Source organism: Microbulbifer maximicatervae (SeqCode) (assembly GCF_052467695.1).
Genome location: NZ_CP174320.1, coordinates 3799979 through 3823263, shown reverse-complemented (window position 1 = coordinate 3823263; position 23285 = coordinate 3799979). Strand labels below are relative to the sequence as shown.

Annotated in this window: 19 protein-coding genes; 3 read left to right on the top strand and 16 right to left on the bottom strand. The window is 49.8% G+C overall.

What is annotated here, in order from left to right; genetic code table 11:
- Nucleotides 1–128: 128 nt before the first annotated feature.
- From ACJJI8_RS16825 to ACJJI8_RS16815, 3 genes are all read right to left on the bottom strand, one after another.
- Nucleotides 129–1040, bottom strand: a complete 912-nt coding sequence (locus ACJJI8_RS16825; RefSeq protein ID WP_444933092.1) for a right-handed parallel beta-helix repeat-containing protein — start codon at nt 1038–1040, stop codon at nt 129–131.
- 271 nt (nt 1041–1311) lie between these two features.
- The gene (locus ACJJI8_RS16820) at nt 1312–1914 is read right to left on the bottom strand and encodes a nitroreductase family protein (RefSeq protein ID WP_444913658.1); all 603 of its coding nucleotides are present in this window, start codon (nt 1912–1914) and stop codon (nt 1312–1314) included.
- Nucleotides 1915–2032: 118 nt separating this feature from the next.
- Nucleotides 2033–2938 (bottom strand): LysR family transcriptional regulator, encoded by a 906-nt coding sequence (locus ACJJI8_RS16815; RefSeq protein WP_444933091.1) that lies wholly within the window; start codon nt 2936–2938, stop codon nt 2033–2035.
- Nucleotides 2939–3041: 103 nt separating this feature from the next.
- Here ACJJI8_RS16815 and ACJJI8_RS16810 point away from each other — a divergent pair, with 103 nt between their 5' ends.
- Nucleotides 3042–3974, top strand: a complete 933-nt coding sequence (locus tag ACJJI8_RS16810) for a DMT family transporter (protein WP_444933090.1) — start codon at nt 3042–3044, stop codon at nt 3972–3974.
- Between the two features lie 58 nt (nt 3975–4032).
- Here the strand turns inward: ACJJI8_RS16810 and ACJJI8_RS16805 are convergent, their stop codons facing one another.
- The 8 genes from ACJJI8_RS16805 to ACJJI8_RS16770 all read right to left on the bottom strand — a co-directional run bounded on the left by ACJJI8_RS16805 (nt 4033) and on the right by ACJJI8_RS16770 (nt 16335).
- On the bottom strand, nt 4033–4278 hold the full coding sequence (locus ACJJI8_RS16805; RefSeq protein WP_444912950.1) for a DUF2164 domain-containing protein: 246 nt from the start codon (nt 4276–4278) through the stop codon (nt 4033–4035).
- A gap of 144 nt (nt 4279–4422) precedes the next feature.
- A complete protein-coding gene (locus ACJJI8_RS16800; RefSeq protein WP_444933089.1) occupies nt 4423–5976 on the bottom strand; it encodes an alkaline phosphatase D family protein in 1554 nt (517 codons plus the stop codon).
- A 386-nt stretch (nt 5977–6362) separates the two neighbouring features.
- Complete coding sequence (locus ACJJI8_RS16795) at nt 6363–9002, bottom strand: TonB-dependent receptor (RefSeq protein WP_444933088.1); 2640 nt, start codon at nt 9000–9002, stop codon at nt 6363–6365.
- Between the two features lie 626 nt (nt 9003–9628).
- Nucleotides 9629–10807: a 2-methylaconitate cis-trans isomerase PrpF gene (gene prpF, locus ACJJI8_RS16790; RefSeq protein ID WP_444933087.1), complete on the bottom strand. Its 1179-nt coding sequence runs from the start codon at nt 10805–10807 to the stop codon at nt 9629–9631.
- 3 nt (nt 10808–10810) lie between these two features.
- On the bottom strand, nt 10811–13408 hold the full coding sequence (acnD, locus tag ACJJI8_RS16785; RefSeq protein ID WP_444933086.1) for a Fe/S-dependent 2-methylisocitrate dehydratase AcnD: 2598 nt from the start codon (nt 13406–13408) through the stop codon (nt 10811–10813).
- Between the two features lie 126 nt (nt 13409–13534).
- On the bottom strand, nt 13535–14662 hold the full coding sequence (gene prpC / locus ACJJI8_RS16780) for a bifunctional 2-methylcitrate synthase/citrate synthase (RefSeq protein ID WP_444933085.1): 1128 nt from the start codon (nt 14660–14662) through the stop codon (nt 13535–13537).
- A gap of 110 nt (nt 14663–14772) precedes the next feature.
- Nucleotides 14773–15651, bottom strand: coding sequence for a methylisocitrate lyase (gene prpB, locus ACJJI8_RS16775; RefSeq protein WP_444933084.1), 879 nt, complete (start codon nt 15649–15651; stop codon nt 14773–14775).
- Between the two features lie 3 nt (nt 15652–15654).
- Nucleotides 15655–16335 (bottom strand): GntR family transcriptional regulator, encoded by a 681-nt coding sequence (locus tag ACJJI8_RS16770; RefSeq protein ID WP_444933083.1) that lies wholly within the window; start codon nt 16333–16335, stop codon nt 15655–15657.
- A gap of 312 nt (nt 16336–16647) precedes the next feature.
- Here ACJJI8_RS16770 and ACJJI8_RS16765 point away from each other — a divergent pair, with 312 nt between their 5' ends.
- Complete coding sequence (locus tag ACJJI8_RS16765) at nt 16648–17172, top strand: DUF2062 domain-containing protein (RefSeq protein ID WP_413665638.1); 525 nt, start codon at nt 16648–16650, stop codon at nt 17170–17172.
- Here ACJJI8_RS16765 and ACJJI8_RS16760 read toward each other — a convergent pair.
- From ACJJI8_RS16760 to ACJJI8_RS16740, 5 genes are all read right to left on the bottom strand, one after another.
- Nucleotides 17169–17540, bottom strand: a complete 372-nt coding sequence (locus ACJJI8_RS16760; RefSeq protein ID WP_444933082.1) for a hypothetical protein — start codon at nt 17538–17540, stop codon at nt 17169–17171. The two genes, ACJJI8_RS16765 and ACJJI8_RS16760, sit on opposite strands and share 4 nt — an antisense overlap.
- 50 nt (nt 17541–17590) lie before the next feature.
- Complete coding sequence (locus ACJJI8_RS16755; RefSeq protein WP_444933081.1) at nt 17591–18850, bottom strand: lipoprotein-releasing ABC transporter permease subunit; 1260 nt, start codon at nt 18848–18850, stop codon at nt 17591–17593.
- Nucleotides 18843–19595, bottom strand: coding sequence for a lipoprotein-releasing ABC transporter ATP-binding protein LolD (lolD, locus tag ACJJI8_RS16750; RefSeq protein ID WP_413665861.1), 753 nt, complete (start codon nt 19593–19595; stop codon nt 18843–18845). Before lolD ends, ACJJI8_RS16755 begins: the two co-directional genes overlap by 8 nt.
- 62 nt (nt 19596–19657) lie before the next feature.
- Nucleotides 19658–20899, bottom strand: a complete 1242-nt coding sequence (locus ACJJI8_RS16745) for a lipoprotein-releasing ABC transporter permease subunit (RefSeq protein WP_444933080.1) — start codon at nt 20897–20899, stop codon at nt 19658–19660.
- Between the two features lie 51 nt (nt 20900–20950).
- On the bottom strand, nt 20951–22585 hold the full coding sequence (locus tag ACJJI8_RS16740; RefSeq protein ID WP_444913647.1) for an alpha/beta hydrolase: 1635 nt from the start codon (nt 22583–22585) through the stop codon (nt 20951–20953).
- Between the two features lie 264 nt (nt 22586–22849).
- On the opposite strand from ACJJI8_RS16740, the gene ACJJI8_RS16735 reads away from it, so the two are divergent.
- On the top strand, nt 22850–23146 hold the full coding sequence (locus tag ACJJI8_RS16735) for a hypothetical protein (protein WP_282932628.1): 297 nt from the start codon (nt 22850–22852) through the stop codon (nt 23144–23146).
- The last annotated feature ends 139 nt before the right edge of the window (nt 23147–23285 follow it).

Below are 23285 nucleotides of genomic sequence, written 5' to 3'. Positions count from 1 at the left end.
CCGCAACTTACCCAAAATAGGAAACACACGAATGCACAGCACACCTTAAAAGCAGTATATCTTTCCGCCTTCTCCAGCACTATCACTTACACGCTTCTACTTTTCCCAGATTAAAAGTCTCCCCGATTTTAATCCAAACAGGCAGGTTCTGCTGTTACATGAGTATTGCCAATCCAAGTATTACTTCCTCTACAGGTTGGATCGGTAGGATCACGTAAATCAAATGCAGAATTATCAAGCGATGTATTCCCTATCACCACATTATTCTCATTATTGAATCCAGCAATATTAATACCGGCTGTATCAGGCGAGCCATTTGTCCCATTTTCCATTACTATGTTTTGTATTATAGAAGTACTTGATACATCCACATTGAGTTCAATCCCATTACTCGCACTGCCGGTAACAAAGTTCTGAATAACTGTTGTGTTACTTTCATTAATATCAATTCCGTTATCACCATCAGTACTGCCGACAACAGTATTTAGCTGAACCAGTGTAAACACACCATTTACCGTAATTCCCTGATCACCGGCTGATTCAATATAATTATTGATAATTTGGTTTCGATCGCCTCTAACATCTATACCATCATCATTGCCAGTATCAATAATTTGATTCCCAACAATATTATTGGAGTCACTATCAATAACAATTCCCTCTCGTGGAGAGTTTAAGATCATAATTCCATCTATGGTATGAAATCCATCTCCCTCCAGGTTTAAACCATCTGGACAGTCGGTTATCGTCCCACCATAAACGGCACCAGATAATCCATTAACCAAAATTCCAGCGATACCTTCTAGATTTGGGTTATCACAAATAATTTCCCCGCCCTCTGCCATCGTAAGTCTTCCACCGGGTCCAGTTACTGTTACCGCATAGGGATTCGCCAGGCTCAGTTCACAATTCAGCATTTCCGACAGGGTTTCAGCTGTTGTTATTACATCGCCACAATCAACAGCCATAACAAGTGGTGATGAGAATAAAGTAGCACTTGTGACGAAAGCTGTGACTAACTTGTGGTAATAGGTGTTCATAGCAGGTCCCTCTCATTGATATAAGAAAATTGTAGGCATAAGCCACACTTCACGTTTCCAATATCAATGAAAAGAATTCATTCTGAGCCTAAGGGAGCTTTTATTATGTTGCTCTATCTCACATCTATTATTTGAGGTAGGCAAGCATAACGAAACTTTGATAACGTCAGCAAATAGACACTGTAATTGCCTTTATAATTTACATAATTAATCCTTGAGACCTACTAAAAAAAAGAGCCTCAATAGCGTTTCACCTCTATTTCTCATCACCTCAAAAGCTATTCTCGAACAGGACGTCATTTATCGACAGCTGTCCACCACGCCCATTCGCAACTTTTGCCGCTTTTCCAATCACTATCATCATCCCGATCAAATAACCTTCGGGCAAATTGATCAGCTCAGCGACTCTCTCTGGGTCAAACCCAACCATTGCACCTGTGTCATATCCCATAGACTTTGCCGCTAACATCATGGTTTGTGCTGCCAATCCACAGCTTCGAATAGCCTCGTCCCGCTGTAGTTGCTGCTTACCCTTGTAGAACTCAGTTAGCATTGGCACTAACACATCCCTAGCCTCTTTCGGCGCTTCGGCCCAGTACCGCTCCGGCCGGTCGCTCCAGGCATTAATATCTGCACAAAGTATGATCAACTCAGAAGCATCTTCTACTTGCTGTTGCCCCCAGGCTGCATCTTTAAGCTGGCTACGGAGGGAAATGTCAGTGATGCGCAGGAAGCGCCAGTGCTGGATATTGTAAGAAGTCGGCGACAACATAGTCGCCTGGACCAGACGGGTGAAGTCCTCGGCAGGCATCTCTGCTGTGACATCGAAATGCTTAACCGAGCGGCGGGATTCAACAGCTTTAAACAATTCCATAAGTTTCTCTCTGACTATCGTTCGTTGATTGAATGTCGATGAGAAGAAGCTTATTGGGTTTCCCTATCGCTGATAATGGGGTTCGACGGAGACTTACTGTTGACGAAAGGTTAACATTTTACTGATCCCAGTAAGGTGTATCGCCGCCAAAGTACTCTATTGCAAAGTCTATAAAGGCGCGGACTTTGGCTGGCATAAACTGCCGCTCAGGGAAAACCGCGTAGATAGACTTTGCAGGCATCTGGTACTCCTCAAATAGAGGAATTAGCTTTCCAGCCTCAATGTCTGGTCCTGCCACGAAGGTGGGTAAGCGGCCTATCCCTACACCCTGAAGAAGAGCTTCCCTCAGTGCCTCACTATTATTTACCTGGTAGTTACCCTTCACCTCGATGGTATGTAAGTGATTGTCTTTGATAAAACCCCACTCTTTCACATCCCTGGAATAAGTAAAAATCAGGCAATTATGGGCGCTCAACTGCTCCAGTTCTGTGGGCTCCCCGAATTCCTTCAAGTAGGAAGGTGACGCACAGAGTACACTTTTCAGAGGTGCAAGTTTGCGGGCAATCAGGCTGGTATCGGGAAGGTCACCTCCGCGAATAGCGATATCAAAGCCCTCCCCCACTAAATCGACAACTTTATCGTCCAGTATCATGTCGATACTAATCTCAGGGTAACGCTTCATAAACACGGGAATTATGGGAGCCAGGTGCAATCTACCAAAGGACATAGGAGCATTGATCCGCAAGCGCCCCCGAGGCTCCCCCTGTAGCTGCAGAACTGCGTCTTGTGCATCTTTGGCCGATTTATAAGCAATGCGTGCGTGCTCATAAAAATGCTCCCCAGCCTCCGTCAGGCTCAACTTTCGCGTAGTTCTGTGCAAAAGCTTCACCCCAAGCTGCAGCTCCAACTGGGTAACCCGCTTGCTTACCGCTGATTTTGAGATGCCAAGTAACTTTGCCGCCGGGGAAAAGCCACCGGTTTCTGCCACAGTCACAAATATTGGAATTGCTGCAATTGTCTCCATAGGCGACTGTTTCCTTCTCCTCAACAGTGAGTGTCTATAATGCTGGATTATCAGTTTACCAGAAACGACATACACTTATCTCTCGCTAATAGAGGGAAGAAGCATGAGTGAGCTTTCCAGGGACATAACCCCATCAACTACAAGCCCCAACACCTCGCTCTGGTGGGTTCACTGCCTGATGATACTTTGTACACTACTGGTCGCAGGATCATTTCCTGTTGGGGAGTTAATCGCCGATTCACTCCCGGCGGATTCCATGATGTTGATTCGATTCTTAATTGCGGCGGGACTATTTGCACCCTTCATATTTTTAAAGCACGGGATTCAGCTTCCAGAACCCAAAAAACTACTGGGGTATGCTCTACTCAGCATCCCATTGGTTATCTTTTTCTGGTGTATGTTTGAAGCACTCAAATACACCACCGCAGTGAATACTGGCGCTCTTTTTACAACCGTCCCGGCGATGACTGCCATCTTTACTTTGATCATTAATGGCGAGCGAAGTAGCACCCGCAAAGTTATCGGCCTAACCCTTGGGACTCTGGGTGCAGCTTGGATTGTATTCAAGGGGAGTATCTCAACAGCGATAACGCTAGACCTAAACAAAGGGGATTGGATATTCACCTTAGGTGCTATATCACTCAGTTTATACAACCCGCTTATCAAGAAGGTTCACACAGGGGAGCCTACAGAGGTCATGACATTCTGGGTTATTCTATTTGGCGCACTCTGGTTACTATTGCTCTCTTTTCCAAATTTGAATCAGATAGAATGGAAAAATATACCCACCGAGACTTACGGCGGGCTAATCTATTTAGCCCTATTCTCAACTTTAATTAGTTTTTTCCTGCTGCAATTCAGCACGTTAAAGATCGGGGCAACCAAAGTTGCGGCGTATAGCTTCTTGAATCCGATATTTGTACTAATAGTGGCCATAGTATTGGAAATGGCAAACTTTAATATCAGCTTTATACCTGGAATAGTGTTGGTCTTTGCAGCCATGCTATTTATCCAGGCGGAAAAACCTAAGAAATAATATCTCTGAACAGCTTATAAGAGATAGAATCGCACTGCCATCAACAGGTGCAATAATTCTAGTCGACAGGCTTTTCTATCTCATAAATTGCATCAGAAATATCCTCCAACTTGGAGGACACTATTACTTGAGCATCATGTAAACCCTGATTATAAAAGCCGGCCCCCATCTCCTTTGCAAGGAAATCAATAAAGAACTCCGCTTCAAAACCGCCAATTTCCAGCTCAAATTCTTTAGACAGATAACCTCTAACCTTTTCGATTAGCTCTAACTTCCGTCTTTCTTCCAACTGTATTTCAGACATACCGCCACCCCCAATAGAGAAAGTGTGCAAGTATGACACAGATGCAGCAATCCTAGCCCCAGACTTCTTACCGAACCACCATATGGTGGTATCTGAGGCGGCATCTAATATCAAAACTTTGCCGGCTATTTACTGCGACAATATTTAATCCACTATTTTAATTTTTGATGTCCCATACTCACTGATAATATCTCCGTAAGTATCAGCGCTCGGGCCATTTTTAGATCTCACGGTATCATAGAGTCGCCAGCGGCCGGTAAATTGATCACTCTCAAATTTACTAATTAAGTAACCCGCCCTATTCCCCTTACGGAACTTCATATGAGGATTTTTCTTTAGCGTAGTCTCAGTGCTCCGGTTGTCTGCAATTTCGTACCATATAGCACCACCATCTCCACGAGTGAGGGAGGGAGCCGTTATTTCAATCGCGACATTATCTCTACCTGCATTGTAATCATCAGCAAAAGGATCTAAAGCTAGCCCTGAGGCCATTGCTTTATGTAATCCCCCGGATAAAACCACAATATTATCTTCAAGCTCACTAAACAGATTCAACAACCATTTATGGGATTGGGGGTATCCTCTCCAGGCGCTCGGTGAATAATTATTCCACCATTCAAAAACCGGCGCTCCAGAACAGACAATTCGCCAACGCGCATTAGACTGCTTTATAGTCTGCTCAAACCAAGCAGCCTGTTCCTGACCAATAATACTCCGGCCAATGTAATCAAGCTCTGCAAATATAGGTTGGCGCTTCTCAAGGTTATCTGGCATATCATTGATTGGCTCATCCCGATCATAGAAGCACATGTCCAGGAAAAAGATATCGGCCATATCACCATAAGGTATAGAGCGCCATACGCGCCGCGGTGCAATGTAACGGATTGGCATCCAAAGGAAAAAAGTTTCCATAGCAGCCTCCATCACTTCCTCGAAGTCTGCCCCATTGATTTCCGGGCCTTCTCTCCAGACACCATTTCTCAGGTCGCCATCATCCCAAATCACCATCCAGGTGTGCATTTGATGAGCTTGCTGTAGAAATGTATCCCTTCTGATTTCAGAATATCTTGCTCGGTAACTCTCCCGATCAAACTTAAAGTCAGAGTGCTCAAACTTACGGTAGTCACCAGAATTTGAGGATGCATAGGAGTAATCCCCGAGGTGGATAACGGCATCTATATTCTGTTCCCGCTCCACCATATCTCGGTAACCCACAAACTCTCCATGCTCAAAGTGTGAGCAGGAAGTGACCACAAACTTAAGAAAAGGAGCTTCCTCACCAGAGGCTGGAGCTAGCTTTATACGACCTACAGAAGAGACCTGATCCCTGTACTTAAATCGATAGACATAATCTCTACCATAATTTAACTCTGTAACATCCAGCTTAACCGTAAAATCTTTTGACTCATCCGTTTGTAGATACCCGGATGAAACAAGCTGACTAAATGCCTCATCTAGTGCCACTTCCCAATAGACAAGGGGGAAAACCTCCTCAGTGGTTACCCTTGTCCAAATAATAACCGAATTGGCTGTTGGGTCTCCGGAGGCTACGCCATGTATAAAGTGGCTGGAGGTACTGGCGAGTCCATCATATTCATACTCGGGTACATCGCTACTGGCCCTCAGTGGTGGGGCCATAGCAATAACGGTTAACAACCCACCCCATTTTAAAAGCGTTCGTCTATCAAATTTGTTCATTGTAAGCAGCCTTGCCTTTGCAACGGTATAAATGTTGACGCGCAAGTGAAGCAAACGGTGATGACAAACAGGTTAAAGCCAGACTCCCTTTAAAACGCGAGCCCCTATTTCATTGGAAATCTAAAATACCCATGTAAGTATTTACACTCACAGTTGCCTCCAAATAGCTTACAACGCATATTTTGGGGTAATTTCAGCAACAGATTATTTATTGCTCTAGATAGCTCACAATATTATTTTTTTCAAAACAGCTGAATTAATTACATCATTAGATCTGCGACATCATGTAATTAGTATATTGGTAAGCGAGAGGTTCATAAGACAATAAAAAAGCCGGACTGCACAATACAGTCCGGCTTTTTTCATACTCGCTTAGTAAAAACTACTTAGAAGTTGTAGTTAAAGCGCACACCGTAGCTCATTGGGGTAGAGAATGGACCGGATACGAGGCCATCACTTCCATCTGCGTAGTACGGAACTACTTCATCAGTAAGGTTGTTACCAAAGGCTTCAACATTCCACTGATCATCTGGACTTACATACTTCACGGAAGCATTTACCATCCAGAAAGAATCGCGGCTGTCATCAAAAGCAGAAGTATCATCTGCTGGGAAGTCATGCTTATCAACATTCCAGTAGGTTAGATAAGACTCATCTTCCCAGTGAATACCGACAAACGGAATAATTGCTCCACCATGAGCCAGCTCAAAGGTGTGGTCGTAATTGATAGTGAAGCTAAACTCTGGAGATACTGGCAACTCATTACCTTTCAAGTTGCGGTAGAGCTCTTCATTGCTATTGTCATGTGCAGCAGCCCAATCATCAAGTTCGAATAGCGCCTGATTGTTAAAGTTCCAACGATTCACAAAGTCGGAGGTAATTTCGGTTTGCATCCAGGTTGCAAATCCACTGACTCGACCGTTCGGATAAGGTGCCCAATCAAACTCAAACTCTAACCCCTTGATTTCCGCTCGAGCAGCATTCTTAGTTCGATATATTACCGCAGGCTCCGAAACAATATCCCCTGTAAGTACACCCTCGTCATCCACCTCTCGTACTAAGAATGTATATGCAGTATCCGGTGCAGCCAATTGCATATCTTTGTACTTGGAAAAGAAGAATGTACCAGCAAGGTTCAAGCGGCCATCAAGAAATGTACCTTTGGCACCTAGCTCCCAGGTTACAACCGTTTCTTCATCATAGTTAGTGTCATAAGTGGCAGCTACAACACGATTACCATCTTCATCAAGGATATAATCAGCAGTATCAGGGTCTTGTTCATACTCATAAATAACATCACCTAAGCCGCCAGATTTAAAGCCCGTTGCTAGATAAGAGTAAAGCATTACATCATCAGTCAGGTCGTAGTCCAGGCCGATACGATAATCCACATTGCTCCAAGTCTTACTCGTGTCATTGTAGGTTACTACGCTGTATATCGAGCTGTCTGCAAAGTAATCAGTAGACAAATCGTTAAAGAGGGCCTGACTATATGCTGGAAAACAACCGTACTCTCCCGTTGTGTCCGTATCGATAGACCAGTCACGGATGCAGCTTAAGTTATTACCACCCTCATCACTCTTTTTATCTTCGGTATAGCGACCACCAAGCGTCAGGTGCAAAGTATCGGTGAGACTGTAAGTCCCCTGTGCAAAAATTGCGCTAGCTTCTACAGTCCTTTCTGGCTGATCCCAAAAAGTTGAATTATCCAGTGAGGCCAGGAAGTAACCATTTAAATCAGTAGTCTCATGTAAATAGAACAAGCCTGTAATCCACTGAAGAGGGCCGTCATCAGTAGATTGAAGCTGAAGCTCATGGGAGTATGAGACATTTTCTGCATCTGTAATGCTCATGCTCATATCCCAAGTATTTCGACCCGCATCAACATCAATTAAGTTACTGCGATTCTGTACCGCGTAGCCCGCGTTATAAACAAAAGCCATGCTATCGCTAAAGTCCCAACGAAAGTTGGAGCGGAACGAGTCCATGCTGAGGTCAAGTTCACCAGGGACGTTGACAGCAACGGTGTATTCATCGGCCCCAGAACCATAATAAGTTTCGCAGTTTACGCCATCTGTTCGCTGCTCAGCTTTTTCACAGTCGATGGTGTTAATACCGCCGGCACTGCTGTCTTGGAAATGTTCAACCACTGCATACCAGGAAATATCTTCAGTTGGTTCCCACAGGGCACCAATACGTACGGCTTGCTGATCAACATTCCCGTAGAAGTCATCTGCATCAGCCCTTACCAGGGAAACATCCTCAGATGCCCACCAGTTTCCATTTTGGGTGAAAGTACGATCTGCATCATCAGAAAGCGTGGTTGCCCCGAGACTATCTGCACTAACATAACGGTTGTCATATTGGTTAGCGTCGTAGTAACCAGTCAGATAGGAATCCCGAGTCTCATCCATAAAGGATGCGCGAAGTGCGAAGGTGTCAGAAACCGGGATATTGATAACACCCTTAACCAGCTCTTGATTCCAGCGGCCAAGTTCAACACCGACAGAACCTTCAAATTCGTCAATTACCGGTCTTTTGGAGATAACGTTGATGGCACCTACTGTGGAGTTGCGTCCATATAGGGTACCCTGCGGCCCACGCATGGCTTCAACCCTTTCGGAGTCAAACATCATTGCCATTGCGGACTGAGGACGTGCAGAGTAAATACCGTCAAAGTGCAAGCCTACCGCCGGATCGCCAAGTTCACTAGTATTTGTGGAGCGCACGCCGCGCATAGAAATTACTGGGGAGGACTGGGAAGCATCGTAGCCAATATCCACGTTGGGGATAGTGTTGCCCAGATCTTTTACATTCTTAATACCCTGGCGATCGAGCTCTTCTTGCGTAAATGCACTGATCGCTACGGGGGTGTCCATCAAATTGGTTTCGCGTTTGGTTGCGGTAACCGTTACTTCTTCCAGTGCCCAATCGTCATCCTGTTGGCTATCTTCCTGAGCCCAAGCCGACACTACCGCGACATTTGCCATTGCAATTGCAAAGGTAAGTGGTTTTTTAATTCTCATTGATGTCTCTCCAATCTGCTGCAAAAGGAAAGCCACATTTATTTTTTAATGAATGGCCATCCCATAGGGCCGTCGGCAGTACGGCGGCTAGGCTAAAATCTCAAAAAGAAGGGACGTAAGAAACTCAGATACGATAGAGCGGATCGCGACTAGGACAAAGAGGACTAGTTCACAATTTGTTGTCACTAGCTGCGACCAGCAAGTCAAGTAAGTACTGAAAGCGTAGGATTCATACACCAGCTTTCTACGAATGTTGGGAGTTTTTTAGAGTCTATCTGCTTGCTCACCCAACGCCTCGCATCCCAACAGCAGGCCTTAAATATACGTACGCTGAGCAATAAAGGCTATATCTAAACAGACCTAGATGTGACTATTAAGGCAAGCCCTGTCTCACAATGATAAAAACACAGCATTTTTTCAGATAAAAAACCTACCGGAAAACACAGGAAAACCGGAAGAAAAGTTAATATCAGGATGACTGAGATTAATATTCGCCTATAAAGTTAAATATAGGCGAAATATAAAACATGATTGGAGTAAAATTTTAAAACCGATTCCTAATCAATTTTTAGAGAAGGAAAATAAAAAGGGGCCCAAAGGCCCCCTATAAAGAAATCACTAAAGTCCTAAAAGCTATCGCCAGGTATTCGCACCCAACCTTCCATTAGGATTCGAGCGCTGCGACTCATAATAGCCTTGGTAGCAGTCCACTGACCTTCGACCTCTTTGGCTTCAGCACCCACACGCAAGGTACCCGATGGGTGGCCAAAGCAAACAGAGCTGCGCTCACCCCCACCAGCTGCAAGATTAACCAGAGTGCCCGGGATCGCTGCAGCGGTGCCAATGGCTACCGCTGCCGTGCCCATCATGGCGTGGTGCAACTTGCCCATAGATAAGGCGCGCACGAGGAGATCAACCTCGGAAGATGCCACTGCCTTGCCACTGGATGCAGTGTAATCCTGCGGTTTAGCGACAAAAGCAACCTTCGGGGTGTGATGACGATTGGCAGCTTCTTCTATGGTAGAAACCAATCCCATCTTTACCGCACCGTGAACGCGAATGCTCTCAAACATCGCCAGCGCTTTGCTGTCACCATTAATGGCATCCTGCAATTCAGTGCCTGTGTAGCCAATATCTTCTGCATTGACGAAAATCGTCGGAATTCCAGCATTGATCATGGTGGCCTTGAACACACCTACATCGGGCACTTCCAGATCATCGACCAGGTTACCGGTAGGAAACATGGCTCCCTCACCATCGGCGGGGTCCATAAATTCGACTTCCACCTCAGCCGCCGGAAAAGTCACTCCGTCCAGCTCAAAGTCTCCGGTTTCCTGAACTTCACCATTGATCATAGGTACATGGGCGACAATGGTCTTACCAATATTGGCCTGCCAGATGCGCACGGTGCAGATGCCATTTTCTGGCACTCTGGCGGGCTCTACAAAACCGCTATTGATCGCAAAGGCACCCACGGCGGCAGTGAGATTGCCGCAGTTACCACTCCAATCAACAAACGGCTTATCGATGGAAACCTGGCCAAAAAGGTAGTTCACATCGTGATCGGCTTTATCGCTGGGCGATAAAATTACCGTTTTGCTGGTGCTTGAAGTAGCGCCACCCATACCGTCGGTTTGCTTACCGTAGGGATCCGGGCTGCCAATCACGCGTAGCAACAAGTTGTCACGAGCCTGCCCCGGCACTTGTGCAACTTCGGGCAGATCTTGCAAGCGGAAGAAAACGCCCTTGCTGGTTCCCCCGCGCATATAAGTCGCGGGGATTTTTACTTGAGGAGCAAACTTCATAACTCAGGCCGTCGCTTCTGCTTCGAGGAAGTCTTTGGCAAAGCGCTGCAAAACACCCCCAGCCTCATAAATGGAAACCTCTTCTGCAGTATCCAGGCGACAGGTAACAGGAGCCTCAATCGTCTCACCATTAGCGCGGTGGACAAGCAAGGTTAGCGTGGCATGGGGAGTGCGCTCACCGATTACATCGAAACTCTCGGTACCGTCGATACCCAGGGTTTCACGAGTAGTGCCCGGCTTAAACTCCAACGGCAATACACCCATACCGATCAGGTTGGTGCGATGAATTCGCTCGAAGCCTTCGGCAACAATCGCTTCCACACCGGCAAGGCGCACACCTTTCGCAGCCCAGTCACGGGAGGAGCCCTGCCCGTAATCAGCACCTGCAATGATAATCAGAGGCTGCTTCCGATCCATATAGGTCTCGATGGCTTCCCACATACGGGTAACCTGCCCTTCCGGTTCGACACGAGCCAGGGAGCCCTGACGGACCTCGCCGTTATCATCGCGCACCATTTCGTTGAGTAGCTTCGGGTTGGCGAAAGTTGCACGCTGGGCAGTGAGGTGGTCGCCACGGTGGGTCGCGTAGGAGTTAAAGTCCTCCTCCGGCAATCCCATTTTCGCCAGGTATTCACCGGCAGCACTGCTGGCCAGAATGGCATTGGACGGAGACAGGTGATCGGTGGTGATATTATCACCCAGCACCGCCAGCGGGCGCATGCCCTTCAAGCTGCGCTCGCCTGCCAGGGCACCTTCCCAATAAGGTGGACGGCGGATATAGGTGCTCATCGGACGCCAGTCGTAGAGTGCGTGGCCCTGCTCTTCTGCGGCATCCCGCTCTTCGAACATCGGAATATACACATCGCGGAACTGCTGTGGCTTCACGCTCTGACGTACGATCGCATCGATCTCTTCATCGCTGGGCCAGATGTCTTTCAGGGTAATCGGGTTGCCATCGGCATCGTATCCCAGCGCATCTTTTTCAATATCGAACCGGATGGTGCCGGCAATAGCGTAGGCAACGACCAGCGGCGGTGAAGCCAGGAAAGCCTGCTTGGCATAGGGGTGGATACGACCGTCGAAGTTGCGGTTTCCGGACAGGACCGCAGTAGCATACAGGTCGCGATCAATCACTTCCTGCTGAATTTTCGGGTCCAGGGCACCGCTCATACCGTTACAGGTGGTGCAGGCGAAAGCCACTACGCCGAAACCCATCTGCTCCAGATCCGGTAGCAGGTCGGCCTCTTCCAGATACATTTTTACCGTTTTGGATCCTGGAGCCAGGGATGACTTGACCCAGGGCTTACGGGTTAGGCCGAGCTTGTTCGCATTGCGGGCAATCAGGCCTGCGGCAATCATATTGCGCGGGTTGCTGGTATTGGTGCAGCTGGTAATCGCGGCAATAATCACAGCACCATCGGGCATCTCACCAGCTTTCTCTTCCCAGGCTTTAGCGATACCGCGATTAGCCAATTCCGAAGCCGGCAGAAGCGCGTGGGGGTTGGAGGGGCCAGCAAGGTTGCGACCCACTGTGTCCAGGTCAAACTTCAGTACCCGCTCGTATTCGGCATCCTTCAAGGTGTCGGACCAAAGGCCCGTTTCCTTGGCAAACTTCTCTACCAAAGCTACCTGCCCATCATCACGGCCGGTGAGTTTGAGGTAGTCGATGGTTTGCTCATCGATAGAGAACATGGCCGCAGTAGCGCCATACTCCGGAGTCATATTGGAAATAGTGGCGCGATCGCCCAGGGTCAGGTTGGAAGCCCCCTCACCATAAAACTCCAGGTAGGCGCCGACCACGCGCTCGCGGCGCAGGAATTCAGTGAGAGCCAATACCAAGTCGGTACCAGTAATACCCGGCTGCAACTTTCCAGTGAGCTCCACTCCAACAATATGCGGCAGACGCATATAAGAGGCGCGGCCAAGCATCACGCTCTCAGCTTCCAGGCCGCCAACACCCACAGAAATCACACCCAGAGCGTCTACCATCGGCGTGTGGCTGTCGGTACCGACACAGGTATCCGGGAAGGCCACGCCCTCGCGCACCTGCACCACCGGAGACATTTTCTCCAGATTGATCTGGTGCATGATGCCGTTACCGGGGGGAATCACATCGACGTTTTCAAATGCGGTTTTGGTCCAGTTGATAAAGTGGAAGCGATCTTCGTTACGACGCTCCTCTACCGCACGATTTTTTTCAAAAGCATCCTTCTCAAATCCGGGGTGCTCTACCGCGAGGGAGTGATCCACAATCAACTGGGTGGGAACAACTGGATTTACCTTGGCGGGATCACCGCCTTTATCGGCAATGGCATCGCGCAGACCGGCTAGGTCTACCAGCGCAGTTTGGCCGAGGATGTCGTGGCACACCACCCGGGCTGGAAACCAAGGGAAGTCCAACTCGCGCTTGCGCTCAATAATCTGTTTCAGGGAGTCGGTCAGTTTTGCCGGCTCGCAGCGACGCACCAGGTTTTCCGCCAGAATACGTGAGGTATACGGCAGTTTGGCATAGGCTCCGGGCTGGATCGCATCAACAGCGGCTCGGGTATCGAAATAATCGAGGTCTGTACCGGGCAGTGATTTGCGGTAATCAGTATTCATAGCAGGTAAATCAGTCGAATCTTTTTTTAAAATCGTGTCTCTTCTGAGGGTGGCTCCAGGCCACTCACCAAAGGCAACCTGGAGCCGGCACACCGGGTGTGCCTCATTTCAAAAGTGAAATGAAAATTAACCGCGCTCAGCGATTGGAGTTACTGTACGGGGCTCAACACCTACGTACTCTGCACTTGGGCGAATAATGCGGTTATCAGCGCGCTGCTCGAATACATGTGCAGCCCAGCCGGTAACGCGGGACATTACAAAAATCGGGGTAAACAATTTTGTGGGAATACCCATAAAGTGATACGCGGAAGCGTGGAAGAAGTCTGCATTACAGAACAATTTTTTCTCGCGCCACATCACTTCTTCACAGCGAACAGATACCGGGTACAGCACGGTATCACCGACATCTTCAGCCAACTTTTCAGACCAGCCTTTGATAATCTCATTGCGCGGGTCGGACTCGCGGTAAATGGCGTGACCGAAGCCCATAATCTTCTCTTTCCGCTCCAGCATACCCAGCAGTTCTTTCTCTGCTTCGTCTGGATTGGCGAAACGCTCGATCAGTTCCATTGCCGCTTCGTTGGCACCACCATGCAGAGGACCGCGCAAGGTGCCGATAGCACCGGTGATGCAGCTGAACAGATCGGACAAAGTGGAAGCACAAACGCGAGCGGTAAAAGTAGACGCGTTAAATTCGTGCTCTGCATACAGAATCAGGGAAACGTTCATGACCTGCTCGTGCAGTTCATTGGGCTTCTCATCGCGCAGCATATGCAGGAAGTGGCCGCCGATGCTGTCGTCATCAGTTTCAGTTTCGATGCGCACATTGTCGTGGGTGAAACGGTACCAATAGCAGATTATGGAGGGGAATGCGGCCAGCAGGCGATTGGCTCTATCCAACTGCTGGGCAAAGGATTCTTCACCTTCCAGGTTACCCAACATGGAACAACCGGTGCGCATTACATCCATTGGATGGGCATCAGCCGGAATGCGCTCAAGCACTTCTTTTAATGCCTGCGGCAGGCCACGCTTGGCTTTCAGCAGCGCCTTGTACTCCGCCAGCTCTCCCTCAGTGGGTAATTCCCCATAGAAAATCAGGTAGGCAACTTCTTCAAACTCACAGTGCTGGGCCAGATCTTTAATATCATAACCGCGGTAAGTCAGGCCGGAACCGGATTTGCCCACTGTAGAAAGTGCAGTTTTACCTGCTACCTGGCCGCGCAGACCAGCACCGCCCAATGCTTTCTCTACCATCTTCTTATTTCCCCTGTTGTATACACATTTGCTGTGTTCATCCAATTGAAAGCGCAGCGCCCGGCTTTCACACCGGGCAGCTTGGGAGCCTCTGAATAACTCCGTAATGCCTACTTATTGAAAAGTTCGTCCAGCTTCTGTTCAAACTCGTGATAATTCAGGTAATCGTACAGCTCCTCACGAGTCTGCATGGTGTCGACAACCGCTTGCTGATCGCCATTTTGCAGGATGCTGGTATAAACATTTTCCGCCGCGCGGTTCATCGCACGGAACGCCGACAGTGGATACAGTACGATATCTGCGCCCGCTTCGCCCAAATCTTTGGCGTTATACAGCTTGGTTTTACCAAACTCGGTAATATTCGCCAAAATCGGCACATTTAGCGCGTCCTTAAAGGCACGATAGTGCTCAAGTTCAGTAACTGCTTCCGCGAAAATGCCGTCAGCGCCAGCCTCAATACAAGCCTGGGCGCGTTCAATAGCCGCATCGAGCCCTTCCTGTGCAAAGGCATCGGTGCGAGCCATTACAAAGAAATCGTCATCAGTACGGGCATCTACTGCCGCTTTGATACGGTCGACCATCTCCTGCTTGGAAACAATCTCTTTATTCGGGCGATGGCCACAGCGCTTCTGCGCTACCTGATCTTCGATGTGTACCGCAGCGGCACCAGCGCGGATCATATCTTTAATGGTGCGGGAAATGTTGAAAGCGCCACCCCAACCAGTATCGATATCCACTAAAAGCGGCAACTCACTGGCAGCAGTTATGCGGCGCACATCCTCCAGTACATTATCGAGACTGGTCATACCCAAGTCCGGCAGACCGTAGGAGGCGTTGGCAACACCGGCGCCAGAAAGGTAAATCGCCTTGTGACCAATACGTTCGGCCATAATGGCGGAATAGGCGTTGATGGTACCAACCACTTGCAGCGGTTGATTCTCGGCGAGTGCAGCGCGGAAACGCGCGCCAGCAGAAGGCTTTTGGCTCATGCTCTACCTCAGTTTCTTTTCAATGTTTATTCTCGAGGCGCGGATATGCCGGCGCATTAATAGCTCCGCCAGCTCACCATCCCCGGCCTCAATGGCCTCAATAATATGGTTGTGCTCGCGGAAAGCCCGCTGGGCCCGGGGACTGGCCATCCCCAATTGGTAGCGATACATACGAACACGGTAATAAAGTCGATTGCACAGGGTATCGATCAGAAGATCATTCTTTGATGCCTGCACGATACGGAAATGAAAATCAAAATCCCCTTCCGGCTGGAAGTACGCCTTACCGGCCTGCAGCTCTTCCTGCTGCTCATGGTGATAGAGCATTTGGCGCAGCTCGACCAGGTCTTCCTCGGTGCGCTGTTCCGCTGCCAGACGGCAAGCCATACCCTCGAGGGCTTCGCGAACTTCATAGAGTTCCAGTAAGCCGCGCTCACTTAACTCTACAACCCGGGCTCCAATATTGACCTTACGTTCCAGCAGTCCCAAAGACTCCAGGCGCATCACTGCTTCGCGCAAACTCCCGCGACTGGCATTAAAGCGGCGCGCCAGTTCCGGCTCGCTAATTTTGCTGCCAGAGGCGATTTGCCCCTCCACAATTTCAGCGCGCAAAGTCAGAAATAAGCGTTCAGCAAGGCTTTGACGCTCCTCTGAAGCTGAACCGGCAGTACCAACTACAGTCATGCAAGACCTAGATTGTCGACAATCTTAATGGGGCATGACATTAAATCACCAGCATTCTCTCGTCAACAGCAGGCATCCCCGATTAAACATTAAGGATTGTTGACAATAGGGCAAAATAGGTGACTTTCAACAGAGCAGTAGTCTTGCCATGTTTAAGTGGGCATAATAGCGCCCGCGCCAGATGAGCCTGTTCGACTAACGCGAGCGCTCTATGCTTTATTTGGGGCTTAGGGAAAATCCCACAGAAAGAATATCCAGGCCTCGGAACAGCGCTTGTTTTAGGCTGCCACCACCCAGGTTACAGACAGAGTTATGCCGAAGAGTATTATCAGGCGATGGCTGCCAAGCCCCGAAGAAGTTAGAGCCAACAACGGCCTCAAATTTCTGGGGACTCTTCTCCACGACCCCAACCTTTTTCATTTGAACCGACACTCAGTCTCGGTCGCATTTGCGGTTGGCGTATTTACCAGCTTCCTCCCTTTGCCAGGGCAAATGGTTATTGCCGCCCTGCTCGCACTTTGGCTGCGCTGCAATCTACCTTTGTCGATGATTCTTGTGTGGATCAGTAACCCGATCACCATGCCGGCTATTTTCTTTAGCACTTACAAGCTCGGCGCCTGGGTTCTGGGGGCGCCACCGGTGGATTTCAGCATCGAACTGTCGTGGGAATGGCTGACCAGTGAAGTCGGGAAGATCTGGCTGCCACTATTTACCGGCTCTCTGATTGCCGGGGCATTCTTTGCGACAGTGGCCTATTTTGCCATGCGTGCCCTCTGGCGCTGGCACGTTGTGAAAAGATGGAAATTGCGAATCCAAAGGCGATCAGCGGTCAGTTAATTTTTCCCACTGTAAACCCTCTGCAGGCACCAACAGGCAAAAGCCCCTGAGGCAATTGCCAGCAATGCCTGCAGGCAATACTCGGTAAGAGTACTTAGCACCAGAGCTACAATAGCACCAACAAATAAAGCTTTGCGGGCCACCTTAATTTTGGCGGTAGCCGTAGCCAACGCTGCCGCCCACACCACCATAAATGCTGAAAGTACCGCTCCCAGTGAAACAATCCAAATGGGCCAGATCTCCCACCCCTCTGCGTAGCAAACTGAACCACTACGCATGCCTGGGGGACAAAAAACCCTTAGGTACCACCCATCCAGCATCAAGGTAAAACAGGCAGCCAGCACCCAAGCCAAAATTGCGGCGGGCACCGGCAGATATCTTCTAAAAATTGAGACCCTACCCAAAAGCCCGGCCCGACTTACTCATTGCGCAAGGCCGCTGCCGGCTGAATCCGACTGGCCTTAAGCGCCGGATACAAAGTTGCCAGCAAGCTAAGCAGAAAGCCCGCCGCCACAACCAGTGCCACGTCTCCCCACACCAACTGGGACGGCAAATAATCCACGGGATAGACATCAGACTTTAGGAACTGGATGCCGAGCATTGATTCCAGCCCCGCTACCAATTTGGTCACCGTCAGCGAGCCCAACACCCCCAACGCACCACCAACTACAGCCCCCACAAGCCCGACCAACGCCCCCTGACTCACAAAAGTCAGCAAAATCTGCCGGGTACTGGCACCCATAGTACGGAGGATGGCGATATCAGTATGCTTATCGATAACCACCATCACCAAAGTGGAAACCACATTAAAAGCGGCAATCGCAATAATCAGGAAAACCAGTAACCCCACCAGGTTGCGGGACATCTGAATAGCCTGGTAGAGGTTGCCGTGGGTTCTGCTCCAATCAGTGCCGTAGAAATTGCCCCGAGGCAGGTCTTGCAGAAGACGCCGCATAATCCAGTTGGCCTCGAGCATTTCATTGACCCGTAACTGGACCCCTGCCCCACCGCTACCTCCAGCCAGAGCCCTGGCCTGCTGCCAGGCAACCAGGGCGAGAGATTGGTCCAATACAGTGCCAGAGTGAAAAACCTGTGCCACTTTAAATCCAGCAACCCTGGCTGCCTTGCGTGCACCGGTGGCACTATCGTTATTTGGCACAATCAGGGAAAGGTAATCACCCGCCTCAACCCCCAACTTTTCAGCAAGCGCTTTACCCAGAACCACACCCGGTTCAGACGGGTCAAGCAAGGCATCGAAGGATGAGGATTCAAGGAAGTCCCCGATATTGGAGACTTCGGTAATTGTCTCCGGGTTGACCCCCTGCACCAACAGCGGCGTCACTTCAGCCCCACGCCTGGCAAGCGCATTGACCTGCCACACTTCTGCCGCGGAGAGAACCGCAGGGTCGGAAACCAATTGTTGGCGCAACTGGGCCCAATCCACATCAGGGCTCCCGTTGTAAATAGTGACATGAGGCATGATTCCCAGGATTCGCTCGCGCAACTCCCGGTCAAAACCATTCATCACCGACATCACCACAATCATCAAGGCAACACCGAGGATCAAACCAATCATCGATAAACCGGAAATGAACGAGACCAAACCGGCCGAATCGTCATTTCTGCGCTGGGCACCGGCATAGCGAAGCCCAATATAAGCGGGAAGTGGCTTAAACATGATCACCCTGGTGCCAGTCAGCGGTCAGCCGCCCATCGATCAGATGCAGACAGCGATCCAGGGCCGCCGCCAGATCCGGGTCATGGGTAACGATCACAAAGCTAATTCCCATCTCCTGATTCAAGCGATCCATCAATTTGTGGATCTCTGCCCCCGTAGCCCGATCCAGATTGCCGGTGGGCTCATCCATCAAAACACAGGCGGGTCTTGTCACCAGTGCCCGGGCAATGGCCACCCGTTGCCGTTCACCGCCAGAAAGCTGTGATGGCTTGTGCCCCATGCGTTCACCCAGGCCTACCGCCGTGAGCATGGCCTCGGCCTCTTTGCGAGCTTCGGCAACTGAACGCTTGCCGATCAGTAATGGCATGGCGACATTTTCCAGGGCGGAAAACTCGTTAAGCAAATGGTGAAACTGGTATACAAAACCGAGACTGCTATTTCTCAACCAACCCCGCTCATTGGCGTTGAGTTCAGCGAGATTCTTACCCGCAACCCAGACCTCACCGGAGCTTGGAGTATCGAGGCCACCAAGCAAGTTGAGCAGTGTCGATTTACCAGAGCCCGAAGCGCCGACGATGGCCAATTTCTCGCCCCGCTTTACCTCAAGCTCAACACCACTCAGAACCTCCAGATCCCGACCTCCCTGGCGATAATGTTTGCGCAATTGCCGACAAGCCAAAACAGCACCATCCGGGGCCGGAGCTGGCTGCGCTTTTTCCGTATCTATTTCCACTCGACTGTTCATCAAATTATTCGCTGTCTCTCAACATCTATAAATCACACCAAAACAGGCCGACTTACTATAAATTATTCGTAACGCAAAGCTTCCGCCGGCTCAATCTGTGCCGCTCGCCAGGCAGGAAATATCGTTGCCAGCAGGCTCATACAAATTGCCGCCGTTAACACCACCACTGCATCGCCGACACGGAATTCAGAAGGAAGGTAACTAACAAAGAAAACACGAGGATCAAATATCTTGGCGCCTACTACCGACTCAATCCAGCTCACCATTTCAGTCAGGTTCATCGCTATCACGATGCCTAAAACAGCACCGGCAAAAGCGCCGATAATACCAATGGCACTGCCCTGAATCACAAATACCGCCATAATCTGACGGGAGGTCAGCCCCAATGTTCGCAACACTGCAATATCGGAGCGCTTATCCGCAACCATCAGTACTAATGCGGAGACAATATTGAATGCGGCCACGGCGACAATGATCATCAGCATCAACGTGACAACGGTCTTTTCCATTTTAACTGCCTGGAAAAGACTTCCCTGGGAATCCCCCCAATCTTCACCCTGAAAACCCTCGCCCAGCTCATTTGCATAAACAGAAACAAGCCCCAGCGCATTGTCCATATCGTCAAAGCGCAACTGCAGCCCCTGGACCTTACCCGTCATCCGGGTCAGACGCGCAGCATCTTCAATATTGATCAGCGCGACATTCTGATCCACCTGCGCACCCACAGAGAAAACACCGGCAACCGTGAAACGCTTTGTTCTCGGGAATATACCAGCGGGGGTAACGCTGACTTCTGGCAGGGTCAGTATTACCGAATCTCCGGGAATCACATTGAGCTGATGGGCAAGGATTCGCCCCAGAACCACCCCATAGCTGCGAGGCTCGAGCAAATCCAGGTTACCCATCACCATATGCTCACCGACGGTAGACACCTTGCGCAGCGCTTGCGGTTCCACACCTTGGAACTGGGCACCGTGACTGCTGCCATGAGCACTCAAAAGGGCGTAGCCATTCACAAAAGGGCTGGTCGCTTCGACATGTGGCTGAGTTTCCAACTGCCGTGCAGGTGTCTCCCAGTCCACAAGACCGCCTTCCCGCTCGATAAAGCCGTGAGGTACAACACTTAGTATTCGGGTTTTAAGCTCACGATCGAAGCCGTTCATAACAGAAGCGACAACAATCAACGCAAAAACACCAAGGGCCATTCCCAGTAGAGAAAAGCCATTGATAAAGGAAATAAACTGCTGCCTGCGGCGGGCAGCCACGTAGCGCAGACCAATAAATAGGGGAACAGGTTTTAACATAGGGTCGATTTAAACGGAAAAACGTCAGGAAATCCAAAGATTTAGGCAAGTTTACCGAACGTTGTAAGTCTTGAGCTGGGCCTTCAGGCGCTTCAACGCCTCCTCATCCCACTCCTCTGGTTCTGTAAGGGCGAGCCACGCTAAGGTGTATCCCCACGGGGTATACCGATGACCAAAAGATAACGGAGCGAGCCCTACATTTAAGTCTGCCAGCAGCTGCAAGCCAGTGACCAGTGGATACCACTGGAGATCCGGCGATACATCAGGCCCTCTGGGATGGTTCAACCAGTCAGGCCTTTCCAGTGCCCAGCGCACACTAAAGAAGACAATCGGGTCACTGGCGTGCTGCAAAAATGCAATCCTGAACTCACCCCATGGCTCACGACCAATATAGCCTCCGTACTGATTACCAAAGCGCACCACCTCCCCCCCTTTGAACTCTGGCAGCCAGGCGGGAGTGCCCGGATCTCGATTTCTGACAATCCGGCTCCACATGCCTACACCGAGGGGCGGCCCAGCCCAAAGGGCTCCATCAATCGGGTCATCGATAATGTCATAGAAGTCGAAGGAGTCTTCGGAAAGTTGAGCGCCAAGACTGAGGCCAAACAAGTAAACTCGGGGCCGCTCATCTTCTGGCAACTCAGCCCAATAATCATAAATGACCTTAAACAGTGCTCGCGCCGACTCGAGCCCCTCAGAATCATCCGCCATCAGCGCTATCGGGCTGGATAAATAGGAATACTGCGCCGCAACAGTGGCGGTATTACCTCGATACAAAAACTCTAAAGAATTTACAGCACCGGGATCAACCCAGCCGGCGCCGGTTGGAGTTGCCACCAATAAGATCTCACGCCTGAATGCACCAACCCTCTTTAATTCCTCCAGCGCCAACTGAGCGCGCTTCATAGGCGTCGAAGCACTATCAAGCCCAACGAAAACCCTAATAGGCTGTACTGCAGAACCAGCTACCTCTCTTATCTCCTCCACTGTCGGCCCCAGCGTTAAGAACCGGCGCCCCTGATTGCCAATGTCATCCCACTTGATCAGCGAATTGGCGCCGCCAGGAAGGTTGGGGTCGGCCGGTGGAGAAATACTTTTTGCATAAGAATTATCTAACCGCTGATAGGTCGATGAAATTACATGCAATCCTGCTTTTAACAGCACACCATTAAAAACAGCCCAGTAAAGAAGCACAGCCGCTAATACACCCACAAGCATCGCCACTCGCTCGGGCACATGCTGCTCTACATAGCAGGCCACCAGGAGGACTATTCGCTGAAACCCTTTTCCCAGGCACCACAAAACCAGGAACATGAGTAGTGCGGTCATAGCTACAGTAATCGGTCCTACGGACCCCACCTGCTCCATGCTCATAAGAGCACGGATCGAGTTCTGCCACCTCACTCCCTGCCAAAGAGATAAAAGGATAACCAAGAGACATACAGCCAATACGCTCCGATCAAATAAGCGCCTCTGCCATGGAGAAACCGCCAGATTTGGAATACCCAGGTATTTCCAGAGCCAACTAAGAAAGACGCCGAAAGCATAGCCAACAAAGAACGCAACGCCGGCCAATATTCCTTGCATAAAGTCACTGCGAGGAACAAGGGAGGGGGTAAGGGAAAGCGCAAAGCAGATGGAGCCGATCAGAAGGCCGAGAATTGAAAAGGTTTTAACCAGCCTCATTCTTGTCCGCTCGACAAGCCAAGCATAACTAATAGCCTAGCATAGGCCCCTGGCCAACCAGCCATGCCCTCTTCTGCTCCGTCAATTCAAAACTCGAAGTAGCAACGCTGCAAGAATGTAGGCGTCAATCCATGACACCAAACATCCCAAAGAGGCGCATTTATTTCTATTCTTGACGCGAAAACGTGAAGAAGAACAGGAGCATTGGCGGAAATTCTGTTTTAATGGGACGGCTAATGGAACATCTACATCGGAGAACAAAAAATGTTCAGCAGACTCCGCAGCGGATTGAATTGTCTCGCTGGCTCAATGGCACTACTTCTTACTTTTGGCGCCCAGGCGACAACCATTGAAGTACCCGTAGGCACCCAGGGTGGGGAGCTCACCATTGAAGAAGTCCGTGGGCTTAAAAAACATGATGTGACCTCACGCCTGGGAGAACCCCTTGGTATTGAAGGGCCAATTGGCGAACCCGCTATCACGCGCTGGGAATACGGCGAGTTCTACGTTTTCTTTGAACAGGACACCGTCCTACACACAGTGAAAAAACCCAGCGGCTGATCTAGCACATCCTGGCAGGCGCTCAACTGAAGCTGCCTGCCTCACCCAAAGTGAAGCACCCCACTCTAGCTGCAGCTGCAGCTGCAAGATAATTCAGCCCCACCCTTTTGCTGATTCGGAAATTTAAGATCACAGCAAC